Origin of the sequence: Sporofaciens musculi (assembly GCF_009830285.1) — a bacterium.
Classification (GTDB): Bacteria; Bacillota; Clostridia; order Lachnospirales; family Lachnospiraceae; genus Sporofaciens; species Sporofaciens musculi.
Window position 1 is genome coordinate 4726974 of sequence record NZ_WUQX01000001.1, and the last position, 22344, is coordinate 4749317.

The following is a 22344-nucleotide window of genomic DNA, read 5'->3' on the forward strand; positions in this document are numbered from 1 at the left end:
CACTGTTTTATGGAAATGCCTTAATTATGAGCGGTGTATCCAGAACCCTGTTTCGGTTATCCAAGCGGTAATGCCCCTTTAATAGCGCCTCTCCTTTTTTTAATCCCGCCAGCTCCCTTTCCCATATCCGAGGATTCATTGGAGCAATCACCCTTGCCGAATATCTGCGATCCTCTGGAGTCGGACGGAAGATAATCTTCGTATCTGCCTGATGAAGCGCACTTTTCTCATCCTCACCATAATGGCTGATATATTGTGTGCTGAGAACAAGGGACAATCCTTTTTTCCTGCCTTCATGCAGCATGGAATTCAGTGTGCTGCCTTCTTTCACAGATAAAAACTGCATTTCGTCAAGCACCAGAATCTCATACCGGCTTTTTGCTTTGGGGCGGTATGCTTCTCTCCATAACAGCGATACTATTAATCTTGTCAAAAACCGTCTCTGACCTTCAGGATAACAACTAATATCAATGATAGTAAGAGGTTCATCCATATCTATTTGCGCTTCTTGATTTCTTATTGCAAAGTTGTCGATATCTTCATAGGGAAACAATCTCGTCAACAAATGCTGTAGATTCTCCGCCGTTCTGCCAGTATTCTCACTTAATTGTTCTTCCAGAAGCATTTCCTCGATAATCCTCAGCAAACGCGAAATACAAATATCGTTTTCAGATTCCAAAGTACGCCTAACGGCTTCTTCCAGTAACTTTTTCTGATAATAACTGCCGCAATTCAAAACTTCCCCCAAAGCATCTGCGATATTTTTTATGCACAGTTTTACGCTGTCGGCACAAAATGTCCATTGAAACAGTTCCTCAGCTAAGTTCAAGCGTTTGACCTTATCGAGATATAAAAATTTCTTCTCCACCAATTCTTTCTCCGTAAAACTTCCGGAATAATCCAGAATCAAGATTTTCTTCTCTTGCTCACAATAGCCTTCCAACTCCCGCATAAGGAAGAAGGTCTTCCCTTGACCAGAATTACCATAAACCAATTTATGGCCATTCGCTTCCCCTATCAAATGAACCTCATGTCCCTCCTTATCCTTAATCATCGCCTTTTCTCTCCTTTCCTAAGTCAATGATATCTGCCATCCCTTGTCGCTCAAAGATTTGACGTTTGATTTGTAAAACTTCCATACGCTTCTCGCCACTTTTAATTTGCCGTGAAAAACTTCTGTTATCGTCTGTAATCAAAAATCCTTTCCTGCGTAAATCTGCAAGCAACTGATTCCTCTCCTTCTGCAAACCATATTGGGTTAGAATCTGATCAAATATCTTGGTCGGTATCCATATATCCTCATCCGTGTAGCCAATGAACCCCTCAAAATTCTCCCCCCGACGTTTTTCTTTAACCGAATAATCTGAGATTCCCTGCCGTATTACTGTCACAAAATCGTCAATAATATCGTCGTTTAATATCAGCATTTCCGATAAAAGCTTTTCCCAATCTATTTCTTTGGGGATATCTGCTGATGATTTCAAATCAACGCCATATGAGGACCAAAAATCCTCAAAAACTTTGAAGGCACCTTGAAGCCATGTGTACTCCGCACCAGTCTGCTTAACCATATCCAATATCTCTTTTACACGCTCAAGATTTCGCTCACAATATTTCACAAAAATATAAATCATAGCGCCAATGATATCCACCTCAGGATCTAGTGCAGATAATTTCAGCGAATTCTTGTCCAAAAATAAATTAACGGCATAGCGGCTCCGTGATAACTGTCCGGAAAAAACAACTACCGGAACACTAACTTCAAAACCATCTTCCGTGATAATTTCCCGCTTCACAATGCGTTCAGCAAAGCTATGGCATTTTTTTTCAAGATTTTTTTGCATATAATCTGAACGAACTCCATCTGAACGCGCATCCAGAATCAACACTTCATCCTTCGCCGTAAGGATTTCTTCCTCTCTTGGTTCATAGGCTTTAAGCTTATTACGCCCAAATACTTGCAAAAAATCACATAAATCCCTCGATTTGATATCATCTAAAAAGACGACAGATAAATAATATTCTTGGGCGGTTCCCCTCTTTTTCATTATACTGCTCAAGATTCCATGAATCGGATAAAGCATGAATAGCAGACGATACCTCCAATCCTTAATTTGCCGAATTTTTTCAAAATATAAGCTGGTGTCAAAATCCTCGCTTGCATATTCCAATAAATTTTTTTTCTGTACCGGCAGTTCTGGAATCCCTTCTTCCTCTCGAAACATAAATCTTTCCGCCGCCAAAAACCTTCCGTTCCACCATCCCCCCAATGCAGGAATTTCCATCGTTTTTTTGCTTTGTGCAATTAACGGCGTAAAAAAATCATTCAATAATTCCTTAACCCTGGCACTCCTAAATTTGGTGTTGAACACTACGCCATTTTTGAGCATTCCATCAAAGATGACGGAACCATTTACCTTTCCCTTTCTTCCAATAATCCAGAAATCGTCGGTTTTAAAATAAATTCCGATGTGCTTGGGTTTTTCATCCAGACCTTGAAACTTAATTTTATTTACAACAAAATCCGGAAATAGATTCAATGTCAAATCCACAATCTCTTGTGTACCATCATCAAAATTCTTTACGACTCCAAACCGGTCATTTTGAGCAACGATAAACGAATTCAACGCTTTTCGACGCCGCTTTCTATTCTTGCCAATTTCTTGGTCAATACGCACATTCAACGCTTGTAATGAATTTGCCACCAGCATGTTTCCCTCTTGAATCCCCTGCGCAATCATTGCCATATCATTCTGATTCGCTAATCCGTCAAAACATGATTTCATATGCTTATTTCCTCCTTCATTTTATGTACGTATTATACCGCAGATAAAAAATGACGAAAATGGGGAGCTTTTGATATGACAAATTATTTTTTCCCCCTCCCCCAGTCTGCCCCAAATAAACAGCCCGTCCTATAAGAGTTAGATAACATCATTTATTCAGTCTTTCGTATCAAATATTATTTGTCTGAACATAGGAAAAGTGCCGTCCTAACAGGACGGCACCCCTTCTTCTCTTTCACATAAAATAATCTTTTGAATTAACTCATATATATTATCATTTTCAATATTCTGGGGTAAATCTTTCAATAGATAATATCCTTCCGAACAAAGCAAATACTCTGCTATCAATACTTTACAGTTTTCTTCAACCTCCTTTATAAAAATTTTCTTCCTTTTCTCATCATCTCCTTGCTCTAACACATTCTTCTTTAACCATCCCATCGTCTCCACATATACAGACATTCTCTTATTCAATATTTCACTATATAAATAATGTAATCGTTCTCTACACCCCAATTTACTGTTCGCAAATTTTAACTCATATATCATTTTCATTTTCTGAATCAATAAACAGCGAGTATATATGCCCTTTACTTTCATAACTTCCAAAATGATTTTTTATATTATTTCATAATACTCCCTCTTGATATCCTCAAAACATATATCTTTCAAAATTGGTTTAAAAAAGAATAAAACATTATTGCAAGATTTAGTCCAAATAAATATTCACATAACCAAATTTCTTCTATTCTATTAATCGAAACATAATCTGAATCAAAAAGTGATTTCATTTTGTTGTAACTATATTTTTCAGTATTAATTTTTTTTACCTTTGTAAAAATTTGCCGAACTTCACGGGATAAATAATATAATCTTGAAACATTGGGAGCAAAATTTTGTATTCCTGTCACATCATAATATACTTTCCCTTCACTATTTTTTTCTCATTTATCTTTTCTCTAATCACAAAAGGTTTAAACTTATCTGGATTTCCTTTAAAATATTTTTTACATTCTTTTTCTTTTTCACGTATTTCAATTTTCTGCTCTGATGTCCACTCCTTTTCCGTCAACGCTATATAACTCTCCTTATTCTGTTTATATAGCAATGAATAATAAATATGTAAATATATATCTAAGTTTACTAATTTTGATGAAAAACTATGATCCAAAATATCAAAATACATGTCTCTCTCTGAATCTGCATACTCTATATTATCTACATTAAAAAGCAACTTCTGAATTTCAGCTTCACATTCTGGAAATGTAAATAACATTTCTTTCTCTGGTTCTTTACCTTCTACAAAACCATTATATAAACTTTGCTCTGTGGGTTCATAATTTATACCCACCCTGTATTTTGAATCTTCCGGAGACTTGTCATCCTCTGTTTTTTCATTTTTTACAGAATCAGATAACACATGATTCTCTGCATACTCATAATTCTCTGCATACTCAAGTGCCTTAAATGGGAATATTCTAATATATGGACAGAAGTTTGGTCTACAATCGCTCAATTCATTCTCTACAATACAATACCGTTCCATTTCATTAGCCTTCTTTCGTAAATAGAAAATACTCCACTTTAAAAAAATCATCTATCACCTATCAATTATAACGGTTATTTTTAATGCTTATCCACACTAATTTTTTTTATAAGAGGATTTTCCCAAAATATAATTCATTGATCTAACTCCTTAAACCTCTGTCAATATAACCGACTATACTACCAGATTCAAATTTCCAGCCTGATTCATAAATTCTCTGAGGTCATCAATATATTTATACGGCGCATACTCTGAATATATTTCGGGGTTATCTAGTGTAGTGTCTGCATTATATCTGGTGAAACTCCGCAGAATAAATTTTCATCAGCAAGGCGGAGAAGGGAGGCGATGCGGTGGCTGTTGTCACAAGGAGGGACCCGCTTGCGGGAGGATTCCTTATGACCTAATCGTTGACCGCCGACAACGTAGCCTGATGGAAATTTAGGCAAGGAGGTTTGCCTGAATATAATGCAGACACTACACTAGTATCACAATCTGCACATCTTTGCCCCTAAGGGCTTCCAATGTATTCGGGACATTTCTTGCTTCATTCATATTTTTACATTTATATGCAATACATCCTTCTTCATCAAACTTTTTTGCCAATATATAGAATGGATTATCAACTCTTATCACTTCATTCACTCTCCCTTATAATCTATCCTTTTCACATTGAATTGCTTCTTCCATTACGATAATGCCGAGTCTATATTTCTAATGCAACTGATTCTAATTATATCTTAGATTATCATAAACTCTGGAAAAATAGAAGGGTATAAAACTAAAATATCCATCCCAAAACCTCTACCTTTAGGGACTAGTCAATCCAGTCTCGGATTGACCTCCCTAAAAGTCCATTTCTATTTTGGGAACATATCCCTGTCATTCTGCACCTTTTGGAACGGCACATCCTTCATACTGGTTCACCAGCCGATAAAAACTGGTTTTTGCCATCCGAAGCATTTTCATGGCAGATTTCGCGCTAATCTGCCCCGCTCTCCATCTGGCATAGACCTCCGGGAACTCCTCCGGCACCTGCAGTCTTGGCCTTCCAAGATGTTTCCCCTTCTTCTGCGCCGCCTCGATTCCCTCACGCTGTCTCTTTTTAATCAGAAGCCTTTCCTGCTCTGCCATAGACGCAAGCACTTCGATAAGTATATGATTTATCATCTCCACAATCCACTCTTGCCCTTCCGGCACTTCCACCAGTGATGTGGGCAAATCCAAAACCTTTAACCGTATCCCATGGTCTTGGAACCACTGTAATTCTTTCCGTATATCCGCCTTGCTTCTGCTTAGGCGGTCTAAAGATGTAATGATAAGCGTATCTCCTGCACGTAATCCCAATGTCCCTTTCAACGCCTGATATGCCGAACGTTCCAAGTCCCTTCCGCTTGCCTTGTCCATCAAGATATTCTCCGGTAAAACAAACTGCTTCAAACGGTCAATCTGACGATCAAGATTCTGTTCTTTTGAACTGACTCTGGCATATCCAAATACCCTCTGCATAACTTTCCCTTCCTATTCATTTAATAACTCTTAATCGTTCTGGCTTCTATCCTTCTATGCTGCAACCTCAACTCTATCTTCATCCTTATTATAATAATAAACTGAATCCGACAGGCATTCTTCCGGCTCTACCGTACCAGAACAATGATTGATTTCATAAACCATATTCCTTAAATTTTCTGCCGTAACCATCCCGTCTTCCTTTAGTATTAAAATTTCATGAACGGAACAGGGCAGGATATAAAAACTCCCGCCCTGCTCTTTCGCCAATCTCTGCAATAAATCCTTCCGCAAGATTGCCCTTGCCCCATACTTTTTGCATGTATTTGTAACGACATATACCTTCCCGATTCCTTCTATTTCCTTTCCTTCCATATCATTCCAAAACATCCCTGCATCCTCAGAATCCTTCATTTCCGTCAACATATTTTCTATAACAGCCCCCATCGTCTCTATCTGAAATACTTCTTCTTCCAGATTCTTCCTAGATGTTTCCCACAAACTCTTTACATCTACACCCCACAATTTCATACATTCCCTGCTGACTGGCTGCGTTGCCATCAATCCCCCTTCCTCTTTTATAAAAACATAAAATACGATTGCCAAGTCCAGATATTCCCTATAAGGCATCCGCTTCAAGGCTTGCTTGTTCCAGTTTTTATTGATCACCCGCATATGAAGCCTTCCCTTTGCAGATTCCCAGGTTTTCGGGATATGACACTCATCGACGAATGGAACCTCCTCACATGCCCGGATTACTTCTTTCACGCATTTTTCAAAGTCTCCCGTATCTTTATATCCTTCATACATATCCTCTGGATAAATCATCGCTTGTACTGCTGTCCCGATCAGCCGCACAATAACCGCATCTTTGTCCGTGTCATTCATCTTTTTCACCTTGTCATAATATACCTCTCCCCTTCCAAGGAAATACTCCTGCAAAGCCTCTATCAATCTCTCTTTAAACTGCATATACTCCATCTGTTTTTTCTCCATTCTTTTCACCTCATCATCTATGATCATTTCTGTAATCCCTAAGCTAACGCCTCACACATAATTTTTGCAAAGACACGGAACCCTGATACAAATCCCTGACGTTCCCCGATGGCACATGCCTGACACATCAGATTCGTAAATTCCTCATATGTAACCTTTTGTAAATCCACATCCCGGAATAGAGCAGACAATTCGTCACTTATCTCATGGTCGTTCCGCTCCATCTCTTTTGTTTCCGCAAATATTTTATTATAGATATCCCTAATCAACATAACTCACCCCCTTATTCTGTAAATACGGCGTTGTTATATTACCCATGTCAGCAGAAATTCTTGAACTTATCCAAACTCAGCTCCTGTCTCCCTATTTCTGCTGTCAGGCTATGCTGCTTCTTTGGTTTTCGATTTTTTCAGCCCGTTTAACGCCTTCGTATAAATCTCCAGCGTCATCTGTTCCAGCTTATGGATCTTATATCTGGCTAATACATTCTCAATCGGAACTCCTGTGCGTTTTAACTCCTGTTCTAAAATGGATTTCTGCATATCCGTAATCCTGTTTTCCTCTGGCTTCTGACCGGCTTTCTGCCGATTCCCCAATTCCTGTCCGGCTTTCTCCCTGCTTCCCGTCTCCCGGCTGGGCTCCTCCTTACAGTCCGCTTCTTGTCCTTCATCTGGCTTTCCTCCGGTATTCTGCTGGTTTCCTATATCTTGTCTGCCTTTCTGCCTCGGCTTTAATTCAAACACCTTGACGCCTTTTCCATTCACAATCACAAGGGCATTTATCTCCCGCTGTTCATTGTAAGAAATAGACTCCACCGAAAACCTGTCGCTGGTTGTAAACTTGTTGTCTTTCTTCTGAATCGTGGCATGTCCCGCCCCAATCCAGATAAACGGCGCAGTATACAATTCCCTTCCCACACCCCAGTTAAAGCAAGCCCGTTTAAAGGAATCCGAAGCCTGCCCTTTCTCCTTCTCCGAATAACTGGTAGTTCCTACGTCCTGCTTGGCAATCCACTGGCATTTCTCACTGTCCCAGATTTCCACGGTGCAGTATAGGTTCCCGTCTATGATCTGATGAGTCCGTTTCCATCCAAAGGGCGTAAACGTCTCGTCCAGAATCTTCTGGTCTACACGGGCGTCCTTGAATAAGAGAAGGCTCAAGCCCCTCTCATTGATGGTTGATACCCGGCATACAATCTCATCCGCCCTTAGTAAACGGACAAAGGCTTTCTCACAGCCTAACTTGTCAACTGCTTCTTCCTGCCCCATCTCATTCCCATACTCCTTCTTTCTGAGACTTGACGCTCTCTTTGCTAATTCTTCCTTAATATCTGACATTTCTTACCTCCACAACTGTAGCGTCTTCCCTATGGTATTCTGACATTCAAAAAGGAGAGGCATTTTCATCCTCTCCCTAACATGCTGTATTCAAAAAATGTTTACTTGCCACATTCTTCTAACCTAAGTATCTTCACAGGCTAACTCCTGCACATCTGCACAGTCTGCAATAAATTTTTATAGTCTCCATTCTTCCACCGCCACGCAGCGTATTTCTTTGAACTGCTTTAACTGCTTATCATTCGTCAAGAAGATATCACACCCTTGGATACATGCACTTGCAAGCTGTAATGCGTCCATCGCTTTAAAATATCCATACTCAGCCCTAATCATGGAAGCCTTTTTCGCAATTTCCATATTGACGGAATACAACGGGATATCACAATCCGACACAAATTCAAAAAAAGCCTCTGCCTTTTCATAGTTGTTATTCCTATATGGAAAGGTAAGATATTCCATACAAGTAATGACAGAGGTTGCCAGCCCTTTCCCATTCCCTAATATTTCTTCCAGAATACTTTTGGCTTTTTCTCCAAAATTCACATCATTATCGAGGAAATAAATGATTGGTGCTGTATCTAAAAATACTTTTCTATAACCTGTCATAATCCCGTAACTCCCTTACCGCTTCCTGTGCGTCTGACTGGAAAAGTTTTTCTCCCCTCCCCATGTATTTCTTTAAGTCAACCTGTTTCTTCTGCTGTTCAAACTGGAAATCAAGAATCGTTACAATCACGTCTTTTCCGTCATATTTTTTTATATCTTCATCTTTGATAACTACAGTATTGCCTTGTATCGTTCCCTTTACTGCCAACATGATTTTCACCTCTGCCTTTATAGTTCCGTTTATCGCTGTAATATGATTATAACCTATTTTTTATTCCTTGTATATTGCCTTTCTCGGTATTCTCTATATTCGTTTCCAAAATATTGACAGCTTTCTCCCCCTTACGCCACAAATAAACATTCCTGTCTGGCTGATTACGCCGCCTTCACCGTAAGCCTCCGGCTATGAATCGTTTTCTGGTACTCTGCATAGACCTCCGGCTTCTCTGCTTTCAGACGCTTCTCGTCAATCCTCTGGCTGTCTACCGCCTTCCATGATACCCGGTACTTCTCATTCTCCGCTAATTCCGCCTCCCCAAGATACAGCTTCAATTCCTGCTCAATCCGCTTCTTCTCCGTCTCCATCTCTGCCATGATTTCCGCTAATTCCTGCCGTCGTTCTAATTTCTCATTGAAACCGTTTAACGGGATAGTCTTATCTATGGATCTCTTGAAGTATTCCGCAATCACGCTGTCTGCCAGTTTAGAACCATCAGGACTGGGTAATACGCGCTTCAATACATGGTTCTCCCAAAAGTCCTTCTCAATCTTTACCAAATCGGCAAGCATTTTTTCATCCCTCTCCAAACGGTAAAACTTAAAATCCCTTCCATATATCAGGACGGCGATATACCAAGCCTTAGTATTGCAGACGGACATATAGTGAAAGCACTGAATCTGGTAAGACAGCGGAATCCTGCCGTCCTTCCATTTATCCGCCATATACGGGCTTGCCGTCTTACATTCCAGCCCTGCGTTCTCCCCAACCACCATCCGGTCTACATCCGCAAGCATAAAGGGATTTTCTTCATCGTAAAACATTGCGTTGGCTCTGCGTACCTTCTTTCCCGTTGCCTCTGTGAATCTCCTTGCTACATAATCTTCAAACTCCCTTCCCTGCCTCATTGCCTCATTGTCGATTTCTTCGGTTTCATTCGTGGTCTTATCCTGATACACCTGGAGGGCTGTGCGGTAGGGGTTGAACCCGCATACCGCCCCTGCGTCAGAACCTCCAATCCCCTGTTTCCGGTACTTTAACCATTCCGTTTTCTCCATATTCAATGTGGATACTAATTTCTTCATACGATGTTCTCCTCCTTCATATCCCTGTAATCCCTTCTGAGTTTTGCCAGTTCCTTATCTAAACAATACTGGATGTCTGCGGTATAGGAATCCTCATATCCCAGCCATTCCCGATAAAGGAAGGTCAGGATGTTGGGAAACATCACCGCCGCCTCCAAAGTTTCGGTTGATAACCTGCTACTCATTTCTACCAGAAGTTCATAAATGCTGATGATACTGTCTATCTGGTAAGCCGCCTCATAAATGGCTTCCTTTTCCCCCTGCAGAACCTCATACCGGAAGATTGTCAACTCCCCGCTAATCTTCCGGCAGAAGGCTTGTTCCAACTGTTTCCTATACATATACCTGCTTTCTCTGCCTTTCCCAATCCTGTTACGCCGCACTAACCATCTGATATGCCTTGTCAATCATTGGATTTCCGTCTACGGTGCGGGAGAACAGGTTCTCCTTATAATTCGCCGTCCTGCGCAGCGGTTCCGCATGGGTAGCAAAATCAGATACCGCATTGACAAAGCGGTAGGCATTTTTCCCTACCTCCTGTAAATCCGGGGCGTCAAAATAGCGGATTTTCATATCCTCCCGTAAACGCTTCATGTTCTTCTCCTGCTGAGGCGTAGAACCATCCTCAACTGGCAGTAAAATCTCAATATACTCCATGACCTGTTTGTCTGTCAGCTTCTTCATACGGAGCGCTTCAAACTCTTTACCCAGTTCGTCCATATATTTTTCTGCTAGGAAAAGGGTATCCTTTGCCTCCTGCATTTTCTCCCTGATATCCCCGGTGTGGATCATAGACCATGAACGTTTTGCACCTGCCAACGCTAGATTCAAGGTGTTCTGGCATACCACCCGAATCGGTGTCAGTGCGACCTTAATCGCACCGGAACCGTCGTGGGTATTAGAAAACAGCATATACGGGCTGATTCTCTCACCGGATATGATGTACTCATGGGGCATATGGGCAAGCAGCCATACCTTCCTGCCTCCCTGTAGGCTTCCGGCGGTCTCGTATTTCACGCCTTCCCCTAATAAACCGTCCGTAAATGCAAAGGCTTCGTCGTTCTGGATTACCCTGTAACGGTCTGTGACAACGCCGAGCACCTTGCGGTCAGAATCCCGCACATTCGCCTTGTAACCGTCAACCAGTTCTTCCATGGCTGTATAAATCGGTTCCTGCATAACACGCCAGTTAAGTCCTGCCAACTGCAATGCATCCTTGGAAGCAGGGGCTTCTAGCACCTTTGTCCCCAACCCATGCCATGGGGTTTCCCTTACATAAAACATACTCTCAACATTTGCTGCCATAATCGGAATCTCCTTTTCTCAATCAACCTTTGTTTTTTGTATTCTTTTCTACCTCTTGCCGGTTCTGGCGGTAGCTCAGTCCCATTAAATTTGATTGCCGCCAGTTTCCGGCAACTATCAGACAATACTTCTTAATTAATCTTCTTCCGCTATAATCTCTGCCAGCTTGACGCCACATCCGATAATAAATAAAGCAATCTCAATTCCTTTCATCCTTCTGCCTCCTTTCCCCAACACCGCAGAGCCATCCTAACGATTGCTCTGCCAATGTTCTTTACTATAATGATAATCTCCCAGAAATAACATTCCTCCTCTCTGGGCATAACAAATGGCAGGAAGGATCATTCCTCCTGCCGCTTCTATAAGTGGTTTCATGATAATAATATATAACTGAACTTTATTGCTTTTACTATACTTCTGAAAACTACCGCTGATAGAGAAAAGGTGTCCGATTTGGACACCTTTTTCATCTGTAATCTTTCACTTCTAAGATACGGGAACCTAAAAAACATCAAGAACTCAATTTCTGCCAAATCCGTATCCCTGTTGTAACCTTTTCCATCAATATGCTTTATACACATCCCCACGGCTATCAATATTTTCTATTGTAATAATCTTTACTCCAATCTATACGATACCCTGCAATCACCAACACGCAGACGATATAAATCATGTCCCTTTAATTTTTTGATATCTGTCCCGTCTGGCAGACGGTAAATAGCCCTGTATAATCGAATTCGCTTCGGTCTGTCCTGTTTATCAAGAAATTTTTGGGCAGCTTTCTCAAAAATAATTTTATAAATCGGCATATGTCAGCCCTTCCTTCTTTAAAAGTTCCTCAAAAGACACCGATGAACCATCATTATTTTTTTGCTTCCTCTATCATTTCTAAATCCCATTCATCCAGCTCAATTTCTTCTACAGGCAAACCTTTTATTTTCATTAGCATATTTACTACAAATATCATCTTGCTATCTGGTATTTCCTTTATTAACTGCATAGCCTTTTCTCTTTCACTCATTTATCACAGCCTACCCTTCCCAATCATAGTCCTTCTGATTCTGATACTCTAAAAGATTCAAATCTTCCTAAAATATTTTATTGGCTTTATTATACTATGATTCTCCCTCAAACACAAATATTTCTAAAATATTACAAAAAAACAGCAGAAGAAGCATTCCCCTGCCGTTCTTTATCGTAACTCTAAGTGATTTGATATTTCATAGATTCTTACTAGCCCCTGTAAAATTTCTTCCTGCCAAGGATTCCGCATACGCCTAACGCAATCATCCCAAGTACCATCCAGTATACGATATTCGTCTCGTCTCCTGTTTTCGCACTCTTTTTCGGACTTACGACCTGTTCTTTCTTCTGTGTCGGTGAAATCTCTGCCGGAACATCTGACTGGGACATCTCTTTATCTGACATCACAATCACATAATCGGAGGCATGAGAAAATTCCAGACTTACATTTCCATCCGGATTAATCTTTCCGGCATTAATAAATACCATCTTTCCGGCACTGTCATGGTAATATAGATTACCGAACTGCCCCGAATGTTCACTTCCCACGTTCACGGTCAATGAAGCTTTAAATCCGAAATCTCCCTCATGCGCTAAGGAAAGCTGTCTGATTGGATTATCTCCTGCAAGCGCCTGTAAGGTCTTACTTGGGATATTCTTGGTATCCAATATTACTTGAAGATTAATATCCTTCAAATTACCAGCCTTAATATCCTTGCCATTAATCGTCCAGGTATATCCGCCCATATTTAACAGAATATCTACATCCTTTCCTTTGGCGGCTTCCAGTATCTCCTTTGAAATCACGGTCGCACCATCCATATCTATACTGACAGAGCCGCCGGATTCTGTTGATTTAATAATCTTTATAGTATTATCAATCGTCTCTTGTGGAAGGGTTACTCCCGGTGCCGGAATTGACGGATTATCTGGCTGACTCGGATTATCTGGTTGACTTGGCGGCGTCGGCTTATCTGGTTCCTCGGAAGCATCCGTTCCATATCCATAGAATGTTATATTTTTTTCTACTGTAAATGTATCACCCGGCTGATACTCGCTATAAGGCCATAAGACCTTTTCATAACCATCGAAGGATTCCCTGAATGTAACTTTCTCACCTTTCTCTACTACCTGGCAAATGACTGCTTCCAAATCGTAGTCGCTGTTCCATTCAACTTGTCCGCTTACAAAGATGGGGTCAATCAGGTAGCGCACGATACAATTTTCGCAGATTGCTTCCATTATAATAGCTTGTCCATGCTTTACAGTTTCATCGTCTTTAATGCCGCTAATGTCCCATTCTTTGAATCTTAATCCCTCATAAAATTCTGGTATTTCCCATGCTTTTATGGCTTTTATTGCCTCGCTGCCCTTAGTGCCTTCATCCAGAATTAAGGCTTTCGTTGGTAAGGAACATCCATTTTCGTCATATCCATAACGAATGACAGGGATTGTTGCTTTGCCAGAAAACTTTACTGAAAGATAAATAGTTTTTAACCCAGAAGCAATGTCAAAATTATCACCTCCCGTAACTTCCCATTTTTCAAATTCATATTCCTTTGTGATATCTTCTGGTATATAAGCTTTCGCTTTTTTTAATACAGACGTATATGTTTCTTCTTTTTCAAAAGCTAAGGGCAATTTTTTACTACACAGATTTCCTTTGGTATCAACATAAGTATATTCTACCCTCACACAGTTTTTATTATAAACAGCGTTTATAGTAATAGAATTATCATAAAAAACACTCTCATCTGTACAGCTATCGGGCTGTTCCATCTCCCACTTCTGGAACACCAATTCTGGATAAGATTTTTCTGGTGCATTTACATTTTCAACAATTTTTCTTAACTGCCCATATGTTAGATCTTCAGGAACTTCCATTTTTTGTGACATATAGAGAGGCTTTCCATCCTCTGTTATATATATATAAGTTGCAGAAATAAGCCTTTTGTCATATTTTGCACGTATGACCATATTTCCTGAATTGCCCATAACCGGTGTATTTTCTGTTACAATATTCCTGCCATAATCCGTCCATCCAGTTTGAACAAATCCCTGATATTTTGAAACCATTTCTGGGAATATAACACCGATTTCCTTTAAGGTCTGACGCCGTTCCACTTTTTCTTTATGAAATTCCTGAATCGTTTCCCAGACACCATTTTCATTAAGTGCTGTAAAACTGATATTTACATCATATGTAGGATTTGTGAACGTTTCACCGTTCTTCACATTGATATAATAAGGATAATTTGCACCATCCGTAAATACAGTGTCATCCGCGCTATTAAGTTCCGTATCATAAATATCTATTTCACCTATATACCATTCGCAAGGATATATATCTTCTGTAATTTCAAATACTCCCTGATAAACCCCCTTACTTTCATCGTAAGACAAGGAAACACTCTTTGAATCAGCAATATTGGCCCCTGCACAAAACCTTACATAGCCATTTCCATTCAATTTACCTTCATCAACTGTCGCACCTATTGTAATATTAACACTGTCCCCTGCTGAAAGGAATTCTCCATTTTTATCCAATGAGACAGATGTGATTGTTGGTTTTACTATAGAAGGTACTGTTTTCTTAACCCTATATAAAAATTCTCCTATACCAGCTATATCCAGACTTTCTGCCTTCCCTAATGCACCCTTTTTTATATAAATGCCTTCCAAAGTCCATGGACCATCGGTATAATAAGTTCCGACCTCACCCTTGTATTCAATTTTTTTTCGATTTTCTGGATTAAGAGGGGATATATTCAGATAAAAATCTCTGGGACTTCCCATTGTTCCATTGTCTAACTTAAAACGTGCGTAAACAGAATAGCCCTCTTTTATATCTTCTTCCGTTTCTAACACCATCTCTAATACATCTTTTTCGTTAAGAGTCTGTCCATTTTGCTTTAGTTCAAACTTCTTAATATGGATTTCTTCTGATGCCTGCGGTTCTACGGATACCCAATATTTATATTCCCCATTTTCGTAACAAGAGTATTCTGTATAATTACCTGCCAAATCAGTTGCCTTAATGGAAAATACAGTTACCTTTTCTGTATCCGCACCTGCAAGATTATACTCACATACATAACATCCCTTTTCTACATCAAAGGTAGGATTCATATATGCAGTACCTCCATCAGCAGAAATCTTTGCCTCTACACTCAATTTCCCTTCTTCTGTCTCCGTATCATATGCATACACATAAAGCCGGATGGTTTCATCTGCCTTTACAGTTGTACTCTGCTGCGGAAATTCAACCTTTTCAATGACGGGTTTCGTTATATCATACTGCCTATTACCTGCCTTTTCTGTTTCTATTGCTTCTTCTGACTCTTGTGTCACTTTTTCTTCATCTAAATCCTGATTAGTCTCTGTAGTGTCGCCAGCTTCCGTCTTTTTGTCATCCCCCACTGGTTCTTCTGCATAGATAGAAACAGGATTTGCCATTGTAACCAACATAGCTATCAACAGCGTAAAAGTCAGAATTCCTTTTATTAACTTCCTTCTCATTCGTTATCTACTCCTTCAAAATAAATTCTTTGACATTCTCCACAATTTACTTAACAAAATTCAACATTTATCAGCATCTTGTTAGCCCCTGTAAAATTTCTTCCTTCCCAAAGAACCACATACACCTAATGCAATCACACTAATCACCATCCAGAATACGATATCTGTCTCGTCGCCCGTCTTAACACTTCCTGCACCCGTCGTCTTAGGCTTGTTATCAGTAGATACCGGTTTCGGATTAACCGCCGGCGGATTGGCCGTACCCGGCGTCTGTCCCGGCTTCTCATTGGTGGAATCCTTCTCCTCGCTTACCGCAACTGCAAAGGTCGAGAATTTATTTACAGTAATTGAAACTGTTCCATCTGCTTTTACGGTCAGCCCGTCATGCTCAATTACCTGCCCGTTATGTAACTGGAAAATAACCGCTTTACGTCCTGCATAATCTTTTCCAGCCTGTAATGTCAAAGTTACGCTGCCAAAATTTTCTGTAATCTCTGCAATCTCATTTCCCTCTGAAAATAATTTTAACAGAATCTCATATGTGGCTGTTACTTTAAGTCCTTTGGAATCTGCCTCCCCTGCCAGCTTGTCAGCGTCTCCTTTTGATGGCGTTTCCTGCGATACGACAATCTCTGCCTTGTCCGGGCTTACATTGTTGTCTTTGCAAATGCTGTCTATATCCATGCCGCTTGTATCAACAGATACTTCTTCCTTTGTCTGGTCGTTCACGCCTGAAAGATTAACTGTAACCTCCATCAGCGTCGTTTCCGCCGGCGTTTTAGTATCAAACTTGTAGACCAGTTTCTTTGGAACCTCGCTGCCTCGGAATGTTACCAGTCCATCCTTTGACATTTGCACCCCTTCTGTAATAAGTGTTACACTGTCCAAATAATCCTTGCCTACAATAGACGCCATATCTAATGTCCATACTCCATTTTTTTTAGAAACACTTTTTGAAAAAGCCTGTGGAGTTACATATGCCCCTGCTAATTCTCCATGACTTGCAACACCCCCACCTTTTTTCTCATCATCCCGCATTGCCATTTTTATTTCATTCGCTAAATCCAGATAAGCTAATTGATTATTCTCACAATCCAGATATTTCAGCTGAGAATTGGTCTGCAAATTTCTAAGTTGATTATCGGCACACCACAAAGCATACAAAGCTGTATTTCTAATATCTAAACTAACCAACTGATTTCCTGCGCAATCCAGTTCAATAAGTTCTTTATTATTATCTAAGTTTAGATTTGTAAGCCTACACTCACCACAATCTAAAAGCTCCAAACTTGTAAGATTACTTACATCCAACTTTGTTAATGGATTTTTTCCACAAACCAAAAATGTCAACTTCCTATTATTGCTTACATCTAATGAAGTCAACTGGTTTCCCCAAGCCTGTAATGTATGGAGTTCTAAATTCTTGCTTACATCTAAACTTGTTAATTGATTCTTGCTACATACCAAACGGCTTAATTCCAAATTTTTACTCATATCCAGACTTGTCAGTTCACAGTCAAAGCAAAAAAAGTCTTTCAGCTTGGTGAAATATCCGATTCCATTCACATCACTAAAAACTTTTCCATTTGTAGAACTTAGAGAAATTTCTTCAACCGCTATAATTTCCTCCTGACTTAAACTGCCGTTTCTATCCGTATCAAATTCATCTTTGATATATTCCCTAAAATTTGCATCCGGGAAATGAGCTTCATCAATCGGAAGTTCCTGCCCTGCCGTCTCCTCTCCGTCCGCAGCAGGATTCGGCTTTTCCGTATCATTCTCTTTGACTTCTTTCAAGGTGTCCTCTGCTATAACGGTATCATTCTTTGACGCCTTTGCAGAATCATCCGAAACTATGCGTTCTTTTTCTTCCGTTTCCTTATCTTCACCCTCTCCATCAATCTGTGATATCTCCGTCCCATCTCCTGACGGTTCCTCTGCCATTGCTACCACACTACACGATAAGGCAAGCGTCATTGCCATCAGTGCGGCTACCAATTTCCTTTTCATTCGTTATCTACTCCTTTTCGTTTTCATCACGATACATTCTTTCCCTGTAGTTACTTCCTGCACTACTTCCCTTTTCCCTTTAGTTCCTCCCCTCCTTTCCACTTTTTCACATCTCCCCTTCCACTTGACTGTCATTTTTTACATATTTTGACATCTTACATTGTCCATTATATCAATACTTTAGTATTTTGTAAATATACTTTCTTTAGAGTAGCCTATGAAAAAGGAGTTTTCTTATGTTTGGTGATATGATTAAAAATTTACGGCAATCCCGCAGCCTCAACCAAGTCCAGCTTGCGGATTCGCTCAACGTCTCAAAACAGACGGTTTCCAACTGGGAGAATAATAACATTCTCCCTTCCATAGAAATGCTAGTCAAGATTTCACAGTTCTTTTCCGTAAGTACCGACTACCTGCTGGAACTGGACAGCCGGAGTTACATTGAAGTAACCGGCCTTACCGATGTACAGTTAGCCCATGTCCGCCAGATTATTGACGATATCAAGGGGATATAAGCGGTTATTTTTCCGCACGCCCATTTTCCAACACTTCTATGGCATACTCATATCCCCTCATAAACGCTTTATCCTGAGCTTTGGTTACTATTTCAGCCAATGCCCTTTGGATTGCCCGCTGTTCCTTTACTGGGAAGGGCTGCGTCACCCTTACGATTTCCTGATATATATCATGTTCTAAATTTCCTACCCATTCTTCCTGTTCCTTCACACCTATCTCCTCCTCATACCAAAAGCTCTTTTATGTTATATTACTAAAACACATTATAAACTAATTTACAGCATATCCGACATATGCTGACAAAATCGATATTTTTTTAAATAACGTGATAAAATTCGACATAAAAGACTTATACCTCTTTCCCCTATGCCAGCAAGCCCTCTGTCTGAAAACTAAAAAAACCTTCCCCCACAATGATATGGTCCATCAACGGTATCCCAAGGATTTTTCCCGCCTTTTCTATCCTTTTCGTCGTCGCCATATCTTCCTCACTCGGCACGCACCTTCCCGACGTATGGTTATGCACCATCACAATCCCTGCCGCATTTGCCAGAACCGCATGTTTGAAGATTTCCCTTGGCTCTGCTAATGTCGCATTTACCGTCCCGATGGACACCACCTCGATTGCCGCCAGCTTCCCTGCGTTATCCATGGACAGCACCAGCAGATACTCCCTGTCTGCACCCGCCAGAAACTTCCTTGTAAATGCCGCAACTTTTTCCGGTCCGTCAATTTCTTCCATCGCATACGGAAGCTCACTTTCCCGAACCATCCTTACCCGTACAAACGGCACGTAATTTTTCACTTCTGGTTTTCCCACTATCCAATCCCCCTGACCTCCATATATTCTTCTAACGTAAAACTTCTTTCTCCGCTATAGTTCCAGTCCTCTCTTTCGAGAAAACATCGTCCCTCCTTCTCCACCTGTTCCAGACTTTCCTGAATCAATAAGGTTCCATAAAAATTAACTAAGATTCCTTTTGCAATCTCTACTGGATTTCCCTGACATTCATCATCATGCCTGACCTCATAACAGGAAAACCCTTTCGGTACGGAATCCCTTAATACTCTCAGTTCTGTAAAAATTGCCTCCTTCTCCAATACTGTGACCTGTTCATAACGAAGTTCATTTGCTTGATACCTCATTCTCTTTCCTCCTGTCTCACACAATTCCATCTAAATCAACGCCAATGCCCGGAATCTTCTTCTCATCCTTATCAGCCTTGCGGAAACTCCCCGCATGGTAATGTTGCAATGCTCTGCAATTTCCCTGTAAGTATATCCTGCCGCCCTCATGCAGACAACCTCCTTCTCTTTCACCGTCATATGGGACATCAACTGCTGTAACTGCACCCGATCTTCCAATTCACTCGCAACACAATTTACCTGCTCTAAAACCTGCTCTCTTGAAAACACACAGTCATAATCTTCAAGGTATGTCCCCATAGGGGCATTTCGTTTCGGACAGTTCCGGTAAATATATTCTTTTATCATGCTGTATCTCATTTTCCTCCACGCAATGGATGAAAACGGATACTTTGATAACTCCGGTTTTTCCAAAAACTCCTGAACCGCTTTTAGATATCCAAAGATTACCACGTCATAAAATTCAGCCCGTTCCAAATGATTCTTCCATAGAAACCGTTCCACCAGCATATGGTTCTGTTCTGCAAATATCTTCTGTTCCTCTGTCAATATGCGCATATTTTTCATCTGTATTTTCTTCTCCCTTCCCAAGCAGCAAAAAAACCGGGACATTTCTGCCCCGGCTTTGCTATTTCTTAATCTCATTATCTGTTTCTTCCTTATTTAAAAAGTGTCCGAATCGGACACCCATACTATGTATCTTCTCATAATTTCCAACACTGGCCCTATTCTGCCGAAACACCGCACGTTAATTATGTCCCTATTATAGTTTCCAGCACACTATCCGGCATACATCCCTGCGTAAATTACTCACCGCCCTGACACCGTATCATTATATCGTGAAGTAAATATAAATCCCCCTCGCTTACACAATCCGCCCGGTTCATAATCACCCTTGTAAGAAATACCGCCCACTCAACATCTGTCCACGCTTCTTTCGAGGTGTCCGATTCGGACACCTTTTGCATTGCCTCCGTAACTGTTTGCGGAATGACCGTCAGGCTTACCCTTTTCCTGCCCCACTCCCGCAGTATCTCTTGATGGCGGTTTAATTTCTTGAACCGCCTTATATTTCCTCCTCCTACAGCCTGTTCCGTTTCCTTTGTCTCCCTTTTACTTACCGAACCATCCTCTGGACTTTGTTTCTCATCCTGCGGCAGAGATTTCATATCCTGCTTTTCCACCACCGAAAATCCTCTATCTTTCCCTTCCCGTTTCTTCATCGCCCTCTCCGTTACCTCCTTCGCCTTAATACCGCCTCTTTCTGACGCCTGCCTTGCAATCTCCCTCTGTTCATCCTGCGGCAGTTTTGCCGCCTCATATGCGGCAGAAATCCCTATATTTCCCTTCTTAAATTCCTCGTCAATCTCCGAAGCCGCATGGTTGCTGATACATTCCATCCTAGCAATATTTGTACTGCTCTCATTCATCAGTTCCGCCACCACATCCCTAAGCTTTCCGGGTATCTTCAATCCATCTTCCTTCTTCGCCCGTATCAGAGCCTCCTTGAGCCGTTTCGCCTGCTGGCTTTTCTCCCATCCGGTGAGTTCCCTGTTGTACGCATTTCCCATCAGAAGGGACAGTTCCCGCATTGCAGGAGTCATATCTTTGTAAGGATAACGCACCTTCTCGTATTCCCGATACCCCCGTTCAAGGTTCTTGATATTCGCAAGGTTTCGCCTGTGCCCGCTCACGATACAAAACTCCCCATTCACTCTCGCCAAGACCGTCGGCTGCTGCTGTCCCACCGCAAGGAAGCTGTCTGCAAGTTCTTCTATATTTTCCTGCGAATAAAAATTACTCTCCGAAGGCTTCACGTCCTTGGGGTTCAGCCATATCTCCTTGTACGCATTCACTGTCCCTGACTCGGACTCCTTTTTCTTAATGTCTATCAAATCGTTAATTCCAAATTTCGCCATACCCCATCATCTCCCTATTCCCGTATAACTGGTCACGAAATGCTTATAATCCTGCGCCGCACCACAGCATGGACTGTACTCGTAGATTGGTTTCTTCACAAAAGAATTTTCTACCACCTTCGCAGAATACCGAATCCTCCCAAGAACCTTATACTGCCTGTAATGCTTGCTTTCTGCATTGTCCCATTCCTGCCTAAGCCATTCTAAGCCTGCCGCTTCCCCGTCCGTATTCTGGTAAATCGTTATCAGCACACCTTTTAATTCCAAAGACGGATTCAGAGCCTTTGCGTCCTCAATCTGCCCTGCCACAATATCCAAACCCTCCAACGCATTTTCATCAATCTTCACGGGAACAATGACTTCATCCGTAACCACAAGGGCATTGACCACATTGATTCCGATATCCGGTGGATTGTCTATAATACAGTAATCATAGCTTTCACAAATGCTGTCTCCTGTCTGATTGTTGATACCGGCTTTTAGAAATCTCCGGTATCTCTCCGTCATGTCAGCCCCTCCCTCTTTCACCAGATTCCAAGCTGCGCCAAACAATGATAGATTCGCCGTGATAATATCTATCCCTTCATAATCTGTCGCCTGTATCAATTCCTCCGAATTCTGCCAATCACCGCTTAGTATCCTTGCGACAGGTGCGGTCTGCTCTGCCTCATACCGGGCAAATGCCTTACTCAGATTCCCCTGCTTGTCGTTATCCCACAATAATACCCGGTTGCCCCTGCGCCACAATTCATAAGCCATATTTAACGAAGTGAAACTTTTCGCAACCCCTCCCTTTAAATTTAGCAAACTAATTGTTTTCATAC

26 protein-coding genes are annotated in these 22344 nt (G+C 41.0%); 1 reads left to right on the forward strand and 25 read right to left on the reverse strand.

Annotation, left to right across the window (positions count from 1 at the left end; translation table 11 throughout):
- Positions 1-7 precede the first annotated feature (7 nt).
- From GN277_RS23895 to GN277_RS23985, 19 genes are all read right to left on the reverse strand, one after another.
- Positions 8-1054, reverse strand: coding sequence for an ATP-binding protein (locus tag GN277_RS23895; protein ID WP_159754709.1), 1047 nt, complete (start codon positions 1052-1054; stop codon positions 8-10).
- Positions 1047-2786 carry a hypothetical protein gene (locus GN277_RS23900; RefSeq protein ID WP_159754712.1) on the reverse strand — a complete coding sequence of 580 codons (1740 nt, stop codon included), beginning with the start codon at positions 2784-2786 and terminating at the stop codon, positions 1047-1049. The genes GN277_RS23895 and GN277_RS23900 overlap by 8 nt, the downstream gene beginning before the upstream one ends.
- Positions 2787-2993: 207 nt before the next feature.
- On the reverse strand, positions 2994-3335 hold the full coding sequence (locus GN277_RS23905) for a hypothetical protein (protein ID WP_159754715.1): 342 nt from the start codon (positions 3333-3335) through the stop codon (positions 2994-2996).
- A 358-nt stretch (positions 3336-3693) separates the two neighbouring features.
- Positions 3694-4332 (reverse strand): hypothetical protein, encoded by a 639-nt coding sequence (locus GN277_RS23915; RefSeq protein ID WP_159754721.1) that lies wholly within the window; start codon positions 4330-4332, stop codon positions 3694-3696.
- Between the two features lie 174 nt (positions 4333-4506).
- Entirely contained in the window at positions 4507-4647 is a 141-nt protein-coding gene (locus tag GN277_RS32505; protein WP_408641727.1) for a DUF6718 family protein, read from the reverse strand.
- Positions 4648-4809: 162 nt separating this feature from the next.
- A complete protein-coding gene (locus tag GN277_RS23920) occupies positions 4810-4968 on the reverse strand; it encodes a DUF6718 family protein (protein WP_159754724.1) in 159 nt (52 codons plus the stop codon).
- Between the two features lie 246 nt (positions 4969-5214).
- Positions 5215-5841, reverse strand: coding sequence for a recombinase family protein (locus GN277_RS23925; protein ID WP_159754727.1), 627 nt, complete (start codon positions 5839-5841; stop codon positions 5215-5217).
- Between the two features lie 54 nt (positions 5842-5895).
- Positions 5896-6837 carry a DUF5688 family protein gene (locus tag GN277_RS23930; RefSeq protein WP_159754730.1) on the reverse strand — a complete coding sequence of 314 codons (942 nt, stop codon included), beginning with the start codon at positions 6835-6837 and terminating at the stop codon, positions 5896-5898.
- 38 nt (positions 6838-6875) lie between these two features.
- Positions 6876-7109 carry a hypothetical protein gene (locus tag GN277_RS23935; RefSeq protein ID WP_159754733.1) on the reverse strand — a complete coding sequence of 78 codons (234 nt, stop codon included), beginning with the start codon at positions 7107-7109 and terminating at the stop codon, positions 6876-6878.
- A 108-nt stretch (positions 7110-7217) separates the two neighbouring features.
- Positions 7218-8174 carry a hypothetical protein gene (locus tag GN277_RS23940; RefSeq protein ID WP_244324879.1) on the reverse strand — a complete coding sequence of 319 codons (957 nt, stop codon included), beginning with the start codon at positions 8172-8174 and terminating at the stop codon, positions 7218-7220.
- A 177-nt stretch (positions 8175-8351) separates the two neighbouring features.
- On the reverse strand, positions 8352-8780 hold the full coding sequence (locus GN277_RS23945) for a type II toxin-antitoxin system VapC family toxin (RefSeq protein WP_159754736.1): 429 nt from the start codon (positions 8778-8780) through the stop codon (positions 8352-8354).
- The gene (locus GN277_RS23950) at positions 8767-8991 is read right to left on the reverse strand and encodes a hypothetical protein (protein WP_159754739.1); all 225 of its coding nucleotides are present in this window, start codon (positions 8989-8991) and stop codon (positions 8767-8769) included. Before GN277_RS23950 ends, GN277_RS23945 begins: the two co-directional genes overlap by 14 nt.
- Before the next feature lie 164 nt (positions 8992-9155).
- On the reverse strand, positions 9156-10082 hold the full coding sequence (locus GN277_RS23955) for a YqaJ viral recombinase family nuclease (RefSeq protein ID WP_159754742.1): 927 nt from the start codon (positions 10080-10082) through the stop codon (positions 9156-9158).
- Positions 10079-10423, reverse strand: coding sequence for a DUF3848 domain-containing protein (locus tag GN277_RS23960; RefSeq protein WP_159754745.1), 345 nt, complete (start codon positions 10421-10423; stop codon positions 10079-10081). Before GN277_RS23960 ends, GN277_RS23955 begins: the two co-directional genes overlap by 4 nt.
- Positions 10424-10454: 31 nt before the next feature.
- Complete coding sequence (locus tag GN277_RS23965) at positions 10455-11387, reverse strand: DUF932 domain-containing protein (RefSeq protein WP_159754747.1); 933 nt, start codon at positions 11385-11387, stop codon at positions 10455-10457.
- A 617-nt stretch (positions 11388-12004) separates the two neighbouring features.
- A complete protein-coding gene (locus GN277_RS23970) occupies positions 12005-12196 on the reverse strand; it encodes a type II toxin-antitoxin system RelE family toxin (RefSeq protein WP_244324880.1) in 192 nt (63 codons plus the stop codon).
- A 53-nt stretch (positions 12197-12249) separates the two neighbouring features.
- Positions 12250-12408, reverse strand: a complete 159-nt coding sequence (locus tag GN277_RS23975; RefSeq protein WP_159754749.1) for a hypothetical protein — start codon at positions 12406-12408, stop codon at positions 12250-12252.
- A gap of 212 nt (positions 12409-12620) precedes the next feature.
- Positions 12621-15929, reverse strand: coding sequence for a hypothetical protein (locus GN277_RS23980; protein ID WP_159754751.1), 3309 nt, complete (start codon positions 15927-15929; stop codon positions 12621-12623).
- A gap of 81 nt (positions 15930-16010) precedes the next feature.
- Positions 16011-17939 carry a leucine-rich repeat domain-containing protein gene (locus GN277_RS23985; protein ID WP_159754753.1) on the reverse strand — a complete coding sequence of 643 codons (1929 nt, stop codon included), beginning with the start codon at positions 17937-17939 and terminating at the stop codon, positions 16011-16013.
- A gap of 236 nt (positions 17940-18175) precedes the next feature.
- Here GN277_RS23985 and GN277_RS23990 point away from each other — a divergent pair, with 236 nt between their 5' ends.
- On the forward strand, positions 18176-18454 hold the full coding sequence (locus GN277_RS23990) for a helix-turn-helix domain-containing protein (RefSeq protein ID WP_159754755.1): 279 nt from the start codon (positions 18176-18178) through the stop codon (positions 18452-18454).
- A gap of 4 nt (positions 18455-18458) precedes the next feature.
- On the opposite strand, the gene GN277_RS23995 is transcribed toward GN277_RS23990, so the two are convergent.
- From GN277_RS23995 to GN277_RS24020, 6 genes are all read right to left on the reverse strand, one after another.
- Entirely contained in the window at positions 18459-18665 is a 207-nt protein-coding gene (locus GN277_RS23995) for a hypothetical protein (RefSeq protein ID WP_159754757.1), read from the reverse strand.
- A gap of 154 nt (positions 18666-18819) precedes the next feature.
- Entirely contained in the window at positions 18820-19275 is a 456-nt protein-coding gene (locus tag GN277_RS24000) for a JAB domain-containing protein (protein WP_159754759.1), read from the reverse strand.
- The gene (locus GN277_RS24005; protein ID WP_159754761.1) at positions 19275-19601 is read right to left on the reverse strand and encodes an LPD28 domain-containing protein; all 327 of its coding nucleotides are present in this window, start codon (positions 19599-19601) and stop codon (positions 19275-19277) included. The genes GN277_RS24000 and GN277_RS24005 overlap by 1 nt, the downstream gene beginning before the upstream one ends.
- Positions 19602-19631: 30 nt before the next feature.
- Positions 19632-20246, reverse strand: a complete 615-nt coding sequence (locus GN277_RS24010; RefSeq protein WP_244324881.1) for a sigma factor-like helix-turn-helix DNA-binding protein — start codon at positions 20244-20246, stop codon at positions 19632-19634.
- Between the two features lie 161 nt (positions 20247-20407).
- Positions 20408-21520 carry a ParB/RepB/Spo0J family partition protein gene (locus GN277_RS24015; protein ID WP_159754763.1) on the reverse strand — a complete coding sequence of 371 codons (1113 nt, stop codon included), beginning with the start codon at positions 21518-21520 and terminating at the stop codon, positions 20408-20410.
- Positions 21521-21526: 6 nt separating this feature from the next.
- A complete protein-coding gene (locus GN277_RS24020; RefSeq protein WP_159754765.1) occupies positions 21527-22342 on the reverse strand; it encodes a ParA family protein in 816 nt (271 codons plus the stop codon).
- Positions 22343-22344 lie beyond the last annotated feature (2 nt).